Source organism: Mesorhizobium sp. RCC_202 (assembly GCF_041355295.1).
In the GTDB taxonomy this organism is placed as follows: Bacteria; Pseudomonadota; Alphaproteobacteria; order Rhizobiales; family Rhizobiaceae; genus Mesorhizobium.
On record NZ_JBFUPO010000006.1, the window covers coordinates 53,940 to 68,358 of the forward strand.

At 58.9% G+C, this 14,419-nt stretch carries 11 protein-coding genes; 7 read left to right on the top strand and 4 right to left on the bottom strand.

Going from position 1 to position 14,419, the window contains the following annotated elements:
- The first annotated feature begins 31 nt into the window (after positions 1–31).
- The 4 genes from AB6802_RS15485 to AB6802_RS15500 all read left to right on the top strand — a co-directional run bounded on the left by AB6802_RS15485 (position 32) and on the right by AB6802_RS15500 (position 4,615).
- On the top strand, positions 32–745 hold the full coding sequence (locus tag AB6802_RS15485) for an ABC transporter permease (protein ID WP_371011002.1): 714 nt from the start codon (positions 32–34) through the stop codon (positions 743–745).
- Positions 742–1,434: an ABC transporter permease gene (locus tag AB6802_RS15490; RefSeq protein ID WP_371011003.1), complete on the top strand. Its 693-nt coding sequence runs from the start codon at positions 742–744 to the stop codon at positions 1,432–1,434. The genes AB6802_RS15485 and AB6802_RS15490 overlap by 4 nt, the downstream gene beginning before the upstream one ends.
- Before the next feature lie 39 nt (positions 1,435–1,473).
- Positions 1,474–3,066, top strand: a complete 1,593-nt coding sequence (ggt, locus tag AB6802_RS15495; RefSeq protein ID WP_371011004.1) for a gamma-glutamyltransferase — start codon at positions 1,474–1,476, stop codon at positions 3,064–3,066.
- A 607-nt stretch (positions 3,067–3,673) separates the two neighbouring features.
- Positions 3,674–4,615 (top strand): hypothetical protein, encoded by a 942-nt coding sequence (locus tag AB6802_RS15500; RefSeq protein WP_371011005.1) that lies wholly within the window; start codon positions 3,674–3,676, stop codon positions 4,613–4,615.
- 784 nt (positions 4,616–5,399) lie between these two features.
- Here AB6802_RS15500 and AB6802_RS15505 read toward each other — a convergent pair.
- Positions 5,400–6,107 carry a class I SAM-dependent methyltransferase gene (locus AB6802_RS15505; RefSeq protein ID WP_371011006.1) on the bottom strand — a complete coding sequence of 236 codons (708 nt, stop codon included), beginning with the start codon at positions 6,105–6,107 and terminating at the stop codon, positions 5,400–5,402.
- A 29-nt stretch (positions 6,108–6,136) separates the two neighbouring features.
- Here AB6802_RS15505 and AB6802_RS15510 point away from each other — a divergent pair, with 29 nt between their 5' ends.
- From AB6802_RS15510 to AB6802_RS15520, 3 genes are all read left to right on the top strand, one after another.
- A complete protein-coding gene (locus tag AB6802_RS15510; protein ID WP_371011007.1) occupies positions 6,137–7,036 on the top strand; it encodes a LysR family transcriptional regulator in 900 nt (299 codons plus the stop codon).
- Positions 7,037–7,541: 505 nt separating this feature from the next.
- On the top strand, positions 7,542–7,835 hold the full coding sequence (locus AB6802_RS15515; protein WP_371011008.1) for a hypothetical protein: 294 nt from the start codon (positions 7,542–7,544) through the stop codon (positions 7,833–7,835).
- A gap of 1,326 nt (positions 7,836–9,161) precedes the next feature.
- Positions 9,162–9,452, top strand: coding sequence for a hypothetical protein (locus AB6802_RS15520; protein ID WP_371011009.1), 291 nt, complete (start codon positions 9,162–9,164; stop codon positions 9,450–9,452).
- Between the two features lie 506 nt (positions 9,453–9,958).
- Here AB6802_RS15520 and AB6802_RS15525 read toward each other — a convergent pair.
- From AB6802_RS15525 to AB6802_RS15535, 3 genes are all read right to left on the bottom strand, one after another.
- Positions 9,959–11,302: an HlyD family type I secretion periplasmic adaptor subunit gene (locus AB6802_RS15525; protein WP_371011010.1), complete on the bottom strand. Its 1,344-nt coding sequence runs from the start codon at positions 11,300–11,302 to the stop codon at positions 9,959–9,961.
- Between the two features lie 26 nt (positions 11,303–11,328).
- On the bottom strand, positions 11,329–13,077 hold the full coding sequence (locus tag AB6802_RS15530; RefSeq protein ID WP_371011011.1) for a type I secretion system permease/ATPase: 1,749 nt from the start codon (positions 13,075–13,077) through the stop codon (positions 11,329–11,331).
- Between the two features lie 357 nt (positions 13,078–13,434).
- Positions 13,435–14,301, bottom strand: coding sequence for a class I SAM-dependent methyltransferase (locus AB6802_RS15535; RefSeq protein ID WP_371011012.1), 867 nt, complete (start codon positions 14,299–14,301; stop codon positions 13,435–13,437).
- Positions 14,302–14,419: the final 118 nt, after the last annotated feature.

Here is a 14,419-nt window from a genome sequence, read left to right on the forward strand (position 1 = left end):
CGCCGGACGGCGCGCTGAAGCTTCGGTTCACATGATGGATACATTGCATATTCTTTCCCTGGGCAAGGGCGGCTGGGGCGGCGCCTTGTTGCTGGCGGCGGGCGTGACGTTTGCGCTTTCCGTCCTCGGTTTCCTGCTCGGCGCCGTCTTCGGCGCAGTGGCAGCAGGAGGCCGGCTCTCGACGAGAGCTCTCCCGTCATGGCTCGCCAAGGGCTATGGCACGGTGTTCAGGGGCGTGCCCGATCTGCTGACGATCTACCTGCTGTATTACGGCGGCAGCATTGCCCTGACGCAGCTCGGCAAATTCTTCGGCGGCGCCGGCTTTATCGGGCTGCCGGCATTTGCGACGGGCGTCCTGGCGATCGGCATCATTTCGGGCGCCTATCAGGCCGAGGTCTATCGCGGCGCGTATCTCGCCGTCGATCTCGGCCAGTTTGAGGCTTGCAAGGCGCTCGGCCTGTCCCGTTTCCAATCCCTGCGCCTCGTCATCGTGCCGCAACTGATGCGGCACGCCCTGCCGGGGCTCGGCAATGTTTGGCAACTCGTGCTCAAGGATTCGGCGTTGATCTCCGTGATCGGCTTGGTGGAGTTGATGCGGCAAGCCCAGATCGGCGCTGGATCGATGCGGGAGCCCTTCGTCTTTTATATAGCGGCCGCAATGCTTTACTTCCTCATCGCTGCCGTGACCGGTTCGGTCTTCCGCTACGGCGAGGCTCGGGCGTGGCGAGGCATGGTCCACGCATGATCGACTTCGCCTTCTTTGTGGAGATCATTCCCGCCCTTCTTTCAGGCTTGCCATTGACGTTGCAGCTTGCCGGCTCGTCGATCGCCATCGGCTTCGTCCTGGCCCTGCTGCTCGCACTGGCCCAACAGGGGAACCACCGGATACTGGTCTGGCCCATACGCTCCTTCGTGGCTGTCTTTCGCGGCACGCCGCTGCTCGTTCAGATCTTCCTCCTCTATTACGGCCTCGGCCAGTTCCGTCCGTCGCTCCAGGCGGCCGGGCTCTGGTGGCTGTTCCGCGAGCCCTACTGGTGCGCCATCATCGCGCTCAGCCTCAATACCGCGGCCTATGGAAGCGAGATCCTGCGCGGGGCGATACAGGGGGTGCCGCGCGGCTTGATCGAGGCAGCCTCCGCCTTCGGCATGTCACGCTTCCTGACATTGCGCCTCGTCGTTCTGCCCCTGGCGCTGCGCCAAGCCATCCCGAGCTACAGCAACGAGATCATCCTCATGATCAAGGGGACGTCGCTTGCATCGATCATCACGCTGATGGAGGTGACGGGCATCGCGCAGGGGCTTATTTCGCAGACATATCGGGCCGTCGAGGTCTTCGTGGCAGCCGGCGCGATCTATCTCACCATCAATTTCACAATCATCTCGGCACTGAACGCGCTGGAGACGTGGCTCACACCCTACCGGGCGCGGGCCTGAGACGTGCCTCTCGGCAAGGACGAGGAGAAATAAAGAGAAATGCGCAATTTCGAGAAGCCGACACGATCCGTTGCCGTGTCGCGCCATGCGATGGCGGCGACCTCGCACCCTTCCGCCACCCTCACGGCACTGCAGATCATGGAGGCAGGTGGCAATGCGATTGATGCCGCCATTGCAGCCTGCGCGGTGCAGTGCGTTGTGGAACCGGGTTCGACCGGCATCGGCGGCGACTGTTTTGTACTTTATGCGCCCAACGGCTCCGACAAGGTCATCGCCTATAACGGGTCCGGCCGCACGCCGGCGGCCCTCACTGCCGACTGGTTCAACGAGCGGGGACTGACGGAGGTACCACGCCAGTCGCCGGCATCAGTAACCATCCCAGGGGCGATCGACGCGTGGACACGCCTCCACGCCGATCACGGAACTCTCCCCTTCGCCGACGTGCTTGCACCCGCGATCCGTTTTGCCGAGGAGGGTTACGCCATCACTCCCCGTGTACATCGCGACTGGTCCCTTGAACAAAAGCTCCTGGCAACCGACGTCACGGCCGCGCGAATCTTCCTTCCCGGCGGACGGGCGCCAAGGATCGGAGAGGTTCATCGCCAACCAGAGCTGGCACACACGCTAAAACGCCTTGCTGCAGAGGGACGCGATGCATTCTACGAAGGCCCGGTCGCCGAGGACATGGTGTCCTATCTGAATTCGCTGGGCGGGCTCCATACGCTGGAAGATTTCGCACATGCACGCGGCGAGTATGTGACCCCAGTGACCACCGACTTTCGCGGCTACACAATCCATGAATGTCCCCCGAACGGTCAGGGCATCATCGCGCTCCTGATCCTCAACATCCTGAGTCGCTTCGGCGCCAAAGGGGATCCCCAGTCGTCCGACCGGCTGCATGTCGAGATCGAAGCAACGCGCCTTGCCTATGCCGCCCGTGACGCCTGGATCGCCGATCCAGAAAAGGCGGATGTCCCGGTTGACCACCTGCTGTCCGACGAACTGGCCGACAGGCTTGCGGGAATGATAGACCTGAGAAAGGCGCTGACCGACCTGCCGCCTTTCGAAATGCCGCTTCATCGCGACACCGTCTATATCTCGGTGGTCGACCGTAATCGGAACGCGGTAAGCTTCATCAACTCCATCTTCGACAGTTTCGGCACCGGCCTGGTCTCTCCTCGCTCGGGAGTGATCCTGCACAATCGCGGTCAAAGTTTCTCGCTCAAGCCCGGTCATGCCAACAGGATCGGGCCGTCAAAACGGCCGCTTCACACGATCATCCCAGGCATGGTGACGCGCAACGGCAGGGTGGAAATGTCGTTCGGCGTGATGGGCGGCTACTATCAGGCGCTCGGCCATGCCCATCTGATATCCAAGGTCCTCGACTACGGAATGGACCTCCAGGAAGCGATCGATCTGCCGCGTGTGATGCCGACATCCAACGGGACGAGAGTCGAGGCAGAGCACACGATTGACGGCTCGACCAAAGCCGAGCTCGAACGGCGAGGCTTCACCTTTACTCCGGCGGAAGATCCGATCGGCGGCGCTCAGGCGATCCGCATCGACTGGGAGAACGGCACTCTGACCGGCGCATCCGAGCCTAGGAAAGATGGGATCGCTCTGGGAATCTAGGGCTCGGGGGGCATAATCTGAACACTCTGCGTTCGCAGATGAAGAACGAGACGCTCCTCGCCGTCGGTGACTAAGCCGACTATCCGCGCGCAGCAGCCATGCAGCTTCGGTCGGGTCCGCGCAAGCAGCGCCTCGATATCGACGGCGGCCAGCGGGTCTGGCGCCATTGGTCCTCCGAACCGGCTGTTCAGGGCTCGTCCAGCATAGGGTAGTTGCCGACCAGCAGCTTGCCGAGGCTGGTCCGGCCCTCGGCGTGCCAACGCAATTGCTGGCATGAGGCGCGAAGCAGACCCGCCTTTGTGCACGCCTTTCTACCCCATAGCCCTCCCCCGTTCCGCCATCCATCACTGGCGACGAACGAGCGGCTTTACGGAGGAGGAAAGATGAGTTCTTGATGCTCGCAAAGCCGAGCGAAGGGTCAGACATCGACCTGCTCTGCGTCGAGGGGTAGGAATGGCCTGCGCAGCGGGCCGAGGTTTCATACCGATCGGCCACCGTCCTGAACCAGTTCGGCCAAATCTATTTGCTATGTGCGTCACTCCAACATTGCCGTCTGGAGTTGCCAACTCTACGAAAGGCGATCGCTTTGAACCCTTCCAACGTCCCGATGACCATCGCCATGCTTCCAGACGGCACGCGGCTTCCGGTCATCGACACGACCAATGCCGCCTTTCGCGTCGACGATAATCCCGCCGCTCTTGCCAACTGGCGAACTCAAATCGCGGACGCGCCTGCGTCTCGACCCCGAACTGCCGCAACCGAGTCTCTCGTGCCGATGCCGGACCTGCTCCGCCGGATGTTCGCTACCTCGTCCCCGTTTTTGGATGGCCTCGCAACCTACATTCTGAAACTCGGTCCGAATGCCCTGCCTGGCGCCTTCGACACCGAGATCGAGCGCCGCCTCATGTCCAGTCCAAATGCCTTCTCGTTGCGCGTCCGGCTGCAGCAGGTCGCGAACCTCATGGCCAGCGCGCTTTCGGACGTGGCTGGCGACCATCCCATCCGCCTGATCTCAATAGGAGGCGGCACTGGCATCGAGGCGGTGAACGCGATAATCGTTCATGCCAGCGCCAGTGCGACAATGGGCTGCCGATTCACGATCCAGGTGCTGGACCTGGAGGATGATGGGGTCCCATTCGGCCGCGCCGCCGTCGCGGCGCTTATCCGACCGGGCGGTCGGCTAGCCGGAGCGGTCGGCGACTTCGGCCACGCGCGCTACACGTGGGAGAAGCCCGAGCACCTAGCCTCGGCGACGGGGCGCGTCGACGGTGAGTTTCTACTCGCCTCTTCAGAGGGGGCGCTCTTCGAATACGCATCCGATGATGCAATTCTAGGCAATCTCAGAGCCCTGCGCGCGATTGGTGACATCGGCGTTGCAGGCAGCGTGATCCGCGACGATGGGGCAGGCCAGGCGATGGTGGCGCACAGTCCGTTCCCGCTTCATGCACGCGGGCTGCGGGGCCTGAGTAGGCTGGCCCGCCGGGTTGGCTACCGCGTCGCCGCCGCCAAGGAGGGCGTCGCCACCGATCAGTTCCTACTCGCCTTCTGACGACCCCCCAGTCGACTCCGCAAGCCCTCGTTGACTGGTACGCTGAGGCGGGCGGACTACCCTGCCTCCGGCGCGCCTGGGCCGACGGTCGCTCAGACTTGCAGAAGTTTGAACTTATTAGGGCTGACCGTTCTGCAGGATGTCTGCTCCTCCACTATCGTATCAGAGCGTACAAACGGATACCGAGCTAAGAATAGGTGGCATGTGCAATATTCCCTCAGGTCACAAACCCGCCCTGCGGGCCGAGGCTCATCGCTCTTTATGCAGAATTGATTATCAGAATTGAGCGGGAAAGGTGCTGCTGTCACCGTATCCTCGTTACGCGCGCCGCCCTTGACTCACTCCCACTCTATTATTCCGTTGCATGATAACGTATTGATTTGTCAGCACAAAGTTTTTCCGCACCTCTCAAAGAACCGTACTCTCGATCCGTCAGAAAATCGCGCTCTTGAATTCAAAGGAGAATTTCCACAATTCGAAATCTGCTCGGTTTCAGCAGCCATCGACATCGATTTTTGACGTCAGCGGCAACCAATGACTATCCGCTCGATAGTGGAAAAAGACCGTCATCGTCGGCGATTGCGACGGATCGTGACCTGGTTAGGTTGCGCCGATCGTCGCCAACGCCCGTTGATGCACATCCCCGATCGCTTCAACGACGCCGCGGGGATTATCGCGCTGAACGAAATGACCGCTGGTTCTTGAGGATCAATCGCTGATCTTTTCGGCTCCGACGAAACGCCAAACGCGAGCCGGCCAATCGAGGCGGCGGCTTTTCGCCGTCCTAGCGCGTAGCGACGATCACGTTCCATTTCGTAGATAAGCTGGGGCGCTCTACGCTCGTGCCCGAAAACCCAGCGTGGTGGAGCGCGGTCCTGACTTCATCGACGGCTCGCAATGTAAAGATGTCGACCGGCATATTCATCGGCGCCATGTATTCTTTCGGCAGAAAACCGATGATAGCGCGACCGCCAGGAGCAAGAACTCGATGGATCTCGCTGCAGCCGGCTCCAAGGGAAGTCCAGAAATAGACGGTATTTACCGTGATCACGTTGCTGAAGTTGGCGGCCTGGAATGGGAGTGCCTCGACGGTTCCGACACGAAAATCGGCTCGCCCGTTTTGGATCGATCGACGAAACTTCGCGCTGGCCTGACGGACCATTTGTTGCGACCGATCGATGCCCGTCACACACAGCGGCATTTCGAGCAAGCGCGGAAGCGTCAATCCGCCGCCAAAGCCGATTTCCAGAATCCGATCCCCGGGTTGCACATTCAACTGCCGAACGGCAAACGCGTTCATTTGCGCGTTATGACGATTCATTAGCAGTCCCATCATCCGGCCCAACAAGCCTTTTGGGTGCGAAAGCTGCCGTGCGATGAACCGGGGCGCCATGTGCTGTTTTTCCTTTTGATCGAGTGCCCGTAGTGCCGTCAATTCGGAAGCGACAGGAGGCCTCACAACATCAGAACGCTTCTCCAAAATAAATTGCATAAATCCGTTCTTTCGCTATACATTTATGCATGGGAAAAACGGAACCCTCCTGGGATCTCTACCGAACCTTTCTGGCGGTGGTCCGCGATGGAAGTTTTTCCAAAGCAGCGCAAAGGATCGGCGTCACTCAGCCGACTGCGGGCCGACACATCGAAGCGCTGGAAACCCTGATCGGCGCGCGGTTGTTCACTCGCCTGCCTAGCGGCCTCGTGCCGACCGAAGCGGCGCGCAGACTGCTTCCTCACGCCGAGACGATGGCCATCGCCGCTGGGGCCTTACAGCGTGCTTCGTCTGGTGAGACACGCGACGAGAGCGGCGTTGTCCGGCTCACCGCTGCTGAGCTTATCGGTCAGGAAGTTCTGCCGGAAATTCTGAGTCCGTTCTGCGCAAAATATCCGGGCATCGTGCTCGAACTCAAACTTTCCAATCGGAATGAAGACCTACTGCGCGGCAACGCCGATATTGCCGTTCGCATGGTCCGGCCGACGCAACAGGCGTTGATCGCGCGCCGCATTGGCGAGGTGAAGCTCGGACTGTTCGCGCATCGCAGCTACATTAATGTGTTCGGCGTGCCCAAGGCGCCGGCAGACATCAGTGGGCACCGTCTGATCGGCTTTGACGAAGACCAGCATATTCTGCGGCCTGCTGACGGTGGCGCGCCTCCGCCAAGCCGCACGCAGTTCGGTTTTCGCTGCGACAGCGCATCAATGCAGGCGGCGGCCCTTCGCGCCGGGATCGGCATTGGTTCCCTTCACGTAAATACGGCACGCCGAAACCCGGATCTCGTCCACATTTTGGAGAAGACCTTCACCTTCACGCGCGAAATGTGGCTTGTCATGCACGAAGATGCGAAGGCGACGCGCCGCATACGCTTGCTCTTCGACCATCTCGTGAAAGGTCTTACCGCTTATGTGAAAGAAAATTCGTGACTATCGAACCGATTGTCCGCGACGGTCCGAGAGCCTGACGGATTCAACCGCGTCAGCCTAAGGCCCCGGCGGAGACTATAATTCCGGCCATGATGCGGAACCTCGGATCGCGTCGCCCGTCTTTCGAGGATTTGTATCGCGCCGTCGATCGCCGACCCGATCTCCGGAAAAAGACCGTCATATCGGCAGTGTTTACCTGACGGTCTTATCCAAAAACCGCTTATCATCCTTGAGAAGGACCGTCGGAAACACCGTCATATGTGCGGAGCTGCATCAACGGATGGGGCGGTAGACCGCTTGAAAAAACAACAACTTAAAGCGATCGAAGTCTCAATCGATGATGGGGCTTGGATCATCAACAAAACCGTCAGCAACCCTCTAACTTTCCTACGTTATTCTACTCCAGCGCCCTCCACGATATCCCATACCCCTCACTCCCACTCGATTGTTCAAACAGCAGATAACTCATTGAAATTACTGTCAATTATTTTTTAGAATCCCGACAATGCCGACACTAGAACCGTCAAAAAACTACGCTTTTGATTTTAAAGGGAAAATCGTCGCAAAAAATATTTTGAGGTTTCACCAACTATCGGGACCAATCGGCAATTTTTGTGCCTTGGGGCGTTTGCTGGCACGCCTTAGCCCGCCTCGAAAAGTACCGTCATTGCTTCAAATAGATGCATTTTTTCGTTGCGAAATCAATGATCATGGTGGGCCGGGAGGACTTAGCAAGAGCGTTGATTTCATTGACATTTTCGTGGGCCAAAATCAGAAGTCTTTCCGTATGGTACCGTGACCGCCATACAGTCGACTTTAGCTAACAATACCTCGTTCGTGAACGTTCGAAGCCATGATCCAGCATGACCGCAATAAGGCGACCGCTTTCAGGGAATGCCAGCCTATAACCTGACCTTTCATTCGGACTCGGGTCACGGCTGGCTATCGGCCGATCAGCGTCAGCCCGAACAGGATGACGAGCCAAAGTCCGGAAGCCGGAACGGCGAGCCGCGGCAAGGTGCCGGTCAAGTGCATGAATCAGGCTCGCCTTCGCGGCGGCGATCGCCAGGTTGAGCGCGACGTTGAATCCGCCGAGAAACACCAGCCCTTCTCTTCAGTTCCCTGCGAAATCACCTCTGCCGGTGAACGCGACATCACGGCCGCGTGTCGAAATGCTTCACGTGCTCAGACCATCAGGACTTCTCGGGCGAGGATGGTGGCGAAAGGCTAAGCTCAAGTTGCTCTAAGGGTCGGCCTGGACCTGCGATCTGAAGACACGCTTAAACCAGAAAATAGACGGAAAACCTGTCTTGCGGGGGCATGCGCCTGCGGCATTTCGAGACATCCAAAACTTCCCCGGACAGCCCTTCGCTTGGTGGGAGACCTGTAGAGTTAAGACCTTTCTCGACATCGGCTGCGGATCAAACGCTCCTTATGCATACGACAAAGGCCTTTGAGCCGCTTCGATGGAACGTGACGACCGCGGCCGACGAACTTGACGTTTCGGTCGGCACGGTCAGCCAGCAGATCCGCTCAGGCGAACGACTCCCAATCAGGCTTCATCTACCAAACTAGCCTCAATCTTCCGCAGGTGCTCGCGCGCGATCTTCAACAGCGCTTCGGCGCTTTCATGCGGCGTCCACCCTTGTGCTTCTGCGGCAGTCACCAATTCCGCAAACGCGGGTTCCAACGCAACTTCACAGTTGACCGCCCGATCTGGATTGCCGTCAGGTAATATTGGTGGTTCGACGGATTGGGGCATCTCTTGCGTTACCGCAGTCCCAAAAAGCCCAGAATTGCAATGACTATGACAATGGCTCCAACGAGCCAAATAATCCTATTCATGGTCTCTCTCCCGGTTCGTGGAAGCCCGCGCCTCTGGCAAAGAACGCGGGCCGATCGGAGACCCGATCTTCGGCAGGGGATGGAGGGCATCACCCGCCGCCAACATCAACTTTTAGAGATGGCTAATGTTCCGTCTTGCCGGCTCAACGTCGATGAGGTCGTGTCTGGCGACAACGGCGTTTGCGAAGACACCTATCGCGTCACGGCAAGTCCGATGGAGACATCTTAGCGGAACCTAATGTTATCTCGTAAGTTAGGCGAGAAATCAGGAACGCGCGCCATGCGTAGTGACGACATCCGAACAGTGCTGGATTGGGCAACTTTATCGGCAAACGATCCGCTGATCGGAGGCAGTATCGCCAGCCGTGTCTCTCAGACGCATGCGCACAATGACAACGCATTGCGGAGCGCCGGGACTGTGCCAACGGAAACTGGCCCCGCTGCGGTACCCGCACGAAGGGACATGACCGCACCAAGATACAATGATGTTCTGCTGATCCGAATTCTTGTCGTGATTATCGGGATTTATGTATCCGCTGTTTTTGCGATAGCGGCGCTGCTCCTTCTATAATCCACGGATGGCCATGATCCCCTCGGGATGAGCGAACCAGCGGTGGAGCTCGATTTTGATGGCGGTCGCCTCACGCTGACACGAAAACGTGACGCCATCGTTCCGTCGACGGTAGGTCCGTGGCCCACCCGTCTTCAGGACGTCGGGCGATTGGCATGGCATAAATTACACATTGAACGCCGCAATGTCGCTTTGAGCCGGCTGCGCTGTCTTCCACACGCAAATCGCGCATGCGAAGGCGTCGATATGGCAATACAATCTCATCTTCATTCGAATGATGCGGTTCGTCCCACCGAAGTCCATGCTGAATCAGCCGGCGAACCCCTACCCAAACAAATGTCGGTTAGGCCCGGCCGCCTGGAGCCAGCCAAGTGGTCGGGCCGAGTGAACTGGCGGTGGACCCTGTCCGCATCAACGCTACTGTCCGCTACCGCATCGCATGACACCGACGACTAAGGTTCCGCCCTGCGTTGAAGTGATCGAAGCTTGCGACCAACTTCGCCCTCCTATTGGCGAAAAGCCCGGGACAGCTGATCGTTGAGAGGCTTCAGCAAGTAGGACCAGACACTGCGCTGGTCCGTTCTTATGTGGACCTCGGCGGGCATTCCCGGTTTGAGTACCTTTGCTCCCGTCAGGCAGTCCACCTTGTTTTCAACACTGATACGCGCCGAGAAATACGAGAGCTGGTGTTGCTGATCCTTGATCAGATCTGCCGAAACGCGCCGAACCTTGCCTTGGCAGGCAGGCGTCGTGCCGGCATCGAAGGCCGGAAAGCGGATAGACACGGACTGACCAGGACGAACATCATCGATGCGGGATGGCGGGACGAGCGCATCCACGACGAGATCGTCGGCATCGGGAACAACCATCATGAGCACTTCCCCGGCACCGATCACACCGCCGATCGTGTGGACGGACGATTCCTGTATTGTTCCCGACTGCGGAGCGCGGATGGTTGTCTTGGTCAACTCGTCCTGCGCCACAACTCTGCGCTCGTTAAGTTCCGTCACCTTGGCTTCCGTCTCGCGGAGCTCGCTCGTTACGTCGCTGCGTCTTTGCTCATCCAGTTGGAGGATTTGCAGCTCTGTCTCGCTGACCCGGGCTTCCGCCTCCGCGACAGCCGCCGCGAGGCGTCCGGATTCGCCGTGGGCTCGCGTCGCCTCCAGCCTGATGTTGCTCAACCTGTCCTTGGACACCAGCTTTTTCGAATAGAGCGCTTCGACGTCGGTCCGATCGTGATCCAGGAGGATCACGGACTCGTCTGTCGCGGCCTGTTGCGCTTTCAGTCCCTCAATCTGATTCTCGAGTTGCTTCGAGCGGCTTTGCAATTGTGCCTTCTGTCCGGCCAAAGCAGTCGCACGGCTTTCGAACACGGCACGCTCACCATTGACAAGCTCGGCCAGTCCCGGCTTGCCCCTCTCGGCCTCGAGACTGGCCGGAAGCATCATCTCCGGCAGCCCCTGACGCTCAGCCTCAAGTCGTGCAAGACGAACAGTCGCGCGGTCGAAGTCCTCATCGATTATCTGCAGGTTGGCCCGTGTCAGGGTATCGTCAAGCCTGACTACCACATCGCCAGCATGCACATGATCACCGTCTTGCACGAAAATACCGCCGATGGTGCCGCCGGTCTGATGTTGGATTTTCTTTATGTTGCTTTCGACCACCACCGTGGCGGGCGCGATCACAGCGCCGGCGATCTTGGTCCAACCGAGCCAAAGCCCTCCCCCGGCAACCAGCAGGATTATAGTCACCAGGCCCAGGATTAGATTAGCGCGGATGCCGTCCGATGCGTCGAGCGGATTGGTCCCCGCTACCCGGCTTGCACGACCGGCCGGGGCACGTGGCGACATGGCCGCATCAGACACAGGGCAAGACCTCACGCATGGCCGCCCATTCCTTTCTGCAACGGGACGACAGCGCCTTGTCGTTCCGCAACTGACGCGAAGGGCCGGACAACGTTCGCAAGGATGTCCTCGCGGGGGCCAAAAGAATGAAGTTGCCCATTCGACATTACGAGTACCGTGTCGATATTGGTGAGAGCGGAGGGTCGATGCGCAACAACGATGACAATGCCGCCACGCCGACGCACCGCCAGAATCGCCCCGGCCAACGCGGTATCGCCGTCGACGTCCAGGTTTGAATTCGGCTCGTCGAGAACGACCAGAAACGGATCACCGTAGAGTGCCCTGGCGAGCCCGATAAGTTGTCGCTGTCCGGCTGAAAGCTCGCTTCCTCCTTCCCCTACGCGTGTTTGGAAGCCTTGCGGCAAACGCATGATCATTTTGTCGATGCCGGTCGCTCCGGCAGCTGCCAGCACGCCTTTTGCGTCGCCCTTGCCGCCGAACCGGGAAATGTTATCGGCAACCGTGCCATCGAACAGTTCAACATCCTGTGGCAAATAGCCAATGTGGCCACCGAGCCGTTCCGAATCCCATTGATCGAGCGAGGCTCCATCCAACCTTACCGTTCCATGAAACGGCTTCCATACGCCGACCAAAGCGCGTACGAGCGTGGTTTTTCCGGATCCGCTGGGGCCGACGATGGCCAGTCCGGCGCCCGCTGACAGTTGGAAGCTTACGTTGACCACGGTCGGTTTTTGCCGGCCTGGCGGTACTATTGTCAGCTCTTCAACCGCCAACATGGCCAGGGGGCGTGGCAACTCCATAAACTCGTTCTGGCCACCAAAATTGTCCAACGCCGCCGCCAGTTGGGAATAGCTCTGCCGGAATGCCACGAACCCTCTCCAGTTTGCGATCGCCGCGTCGACGGGTGCCAGCGATCGGCCCAGCAAGATGGAGGATGCAATGATCACACCCGGTGAAGCCTCGCCCCCGATCACGAGATACGCGCCAAGCCCCAGAACGGAAGATTGCAACGCCATGCGAAGGGCCCTCGATAGCGAACCGGTTGCACCAACGATGTCGGAGAGCCGCTCCTGGTGCAGCAGATAGGCATGGTTGATCGCGCTCCAGCGCCGGCCGAGCCGCCCCGAAAGGCCCATGGCACGCACGACCTCTGCATAGCGGTAGCTGGAGTCGGCCAGATTACGCTGGATCAGAAGCGCTTCAGAAGCGCGCGCTGCCGTTCCACGGCCGAGGATTTCTGCGACCAGCGTCAACAGGACGACAACCACCGCCCCGATCGTTGCGAGTATACCCAGCGAGGGATGTAGCAGGTAGATGATGACCAGATAGAAAGGCATCCAGGGGGCGTCGAAGACGACGGTCGGCCCCAATCCTGAAAGAAATCCACGCACTTGATCCAGATCATGGAGCGGCCGCACCCGGCTCGCGCCCAGCCCGGCGATGAGCGGGAGGGAAAGTGAGACAGCGAAGACCCGCTGTTGGAGATTCTTGTGAAGACGATTGCCGATTCGAACCAGCAGGCGAAGGCGCACAAAGTCCAGCAGTCCATAGACCGCGTATAGACCCAGCATCCCTATGGTAAATCCGACAAGTGTGGGAACGCTCTGTGAGGGCAGAACGCGATCGTAGATTTGCAGCATGTAGATGGAGCCGGTCAGAGCGAGAATGTTGATGACCGCCGAGAACACCCCCACACCGACAAGCGCTGGCACACAGTCAAGTATGGCAGAACGGAGATCGAGCCGTTCCCCTTGGTTCATGGCCTACGGCCTTTCACGCCAAAGTGCCGTGTGGCAACATTGGCTCCTACGAAAACCGACAAGCTCCTACCTTCTGGAAGCAGATTGCTTCCCTCCACTGGCGAACATTACGTCCCGCTAACCTACGTGCCTTTGGCGCAAATGCAGCAAAATCGTGACGCGCCTCCTAGAAACCTCGAAATGAAGCATCAAATCGTGGGATAACGGTGGGGAAGCCTTCGCTTGCAAATTACCAGCATGATGATGTGATCTATCCGGCAGACGGCGTGGTGATTAGAACCGTCCCCCGTCTCGCTTATCCGGCAGTCAAGCATGGTTGATACAGCTATTGGTTTTGCTGGCTCGGCCGCGACCTTTTTATCGCTTTCTTGCAACAACCAAGAAGTGCTGTGCCAGCCGCCCTGGAAATCCCAATGCCTTGGAGGCGTTCTCAACCGGCAAGATCAACGCTTCGCAGAGTCGTGGCGAGAGGCGCCCCGGCCGCGGCAGATATCCGTACGGTATGACCGTCTCGGCAATGAAACCCGATGACGTCAGAAGCTGCTCGAATCGAGTGGTGCTTAGCGTATTGCGGATCGTGCGCCCAAGCAGCCAGTTTATGAGACGGCACGCTACGCCAACGGGCGAGGTCGAATTCATGTGAACGTTGCACACGAGCCGGCCGCTGTCGTTCAATTGCCGATGTATCGCCTTCAGTGCTTCAATCCGGAGTTGATCCTCGGCGTTCAGAAAAAAACGGAACGCTGTTGCGACATCGAAGGTTTCATCGAGAGGCCCAACTGTCAAATCCACGTGGAGCAATCTGACATTGGGAGGAACCCGAGCACAGTCAAGCATGGATTGAGAGACGTCGACGCCCACCACCTCACTGAAGCATTCGGCTGCGATGTTGGAAATGCGGCCTGTACCGCATGCGAAATCGAGGCACTTTCGGCCAACTCCCCCCATCGGACCAAGAACCTCAAGGACGAGCGGTTTTTCGACCTTTGCCCAAAGCGCGCCATAATAGCCTGACTCGTGCGTTTTGTTGTAATGTTCGCCATACCCAAGCCCACAATGGCTGGACCGATAATCGTCGGACACCCGGTCCCCTTCCGGAGCATCGTGCCGGCTCGACCTAAGCTTTTGCCAGATTCCGATCTCATCGGCTTGATGTTCCGGCACAGCAGTTGCAGACGAGGGTGTATCGAACGGGTAGATCGCTTCGGCGGCAACGGCGATCATATTCCTTGATCGCGTCGGTTTCGCCACACGCTTGGAATTGAGCCTCACGAAACTGTTCCTTTTGATTTGCTCAAGACACCATCCACGATGGGTTCAGCGAATCCCCCAAACGCCCGTT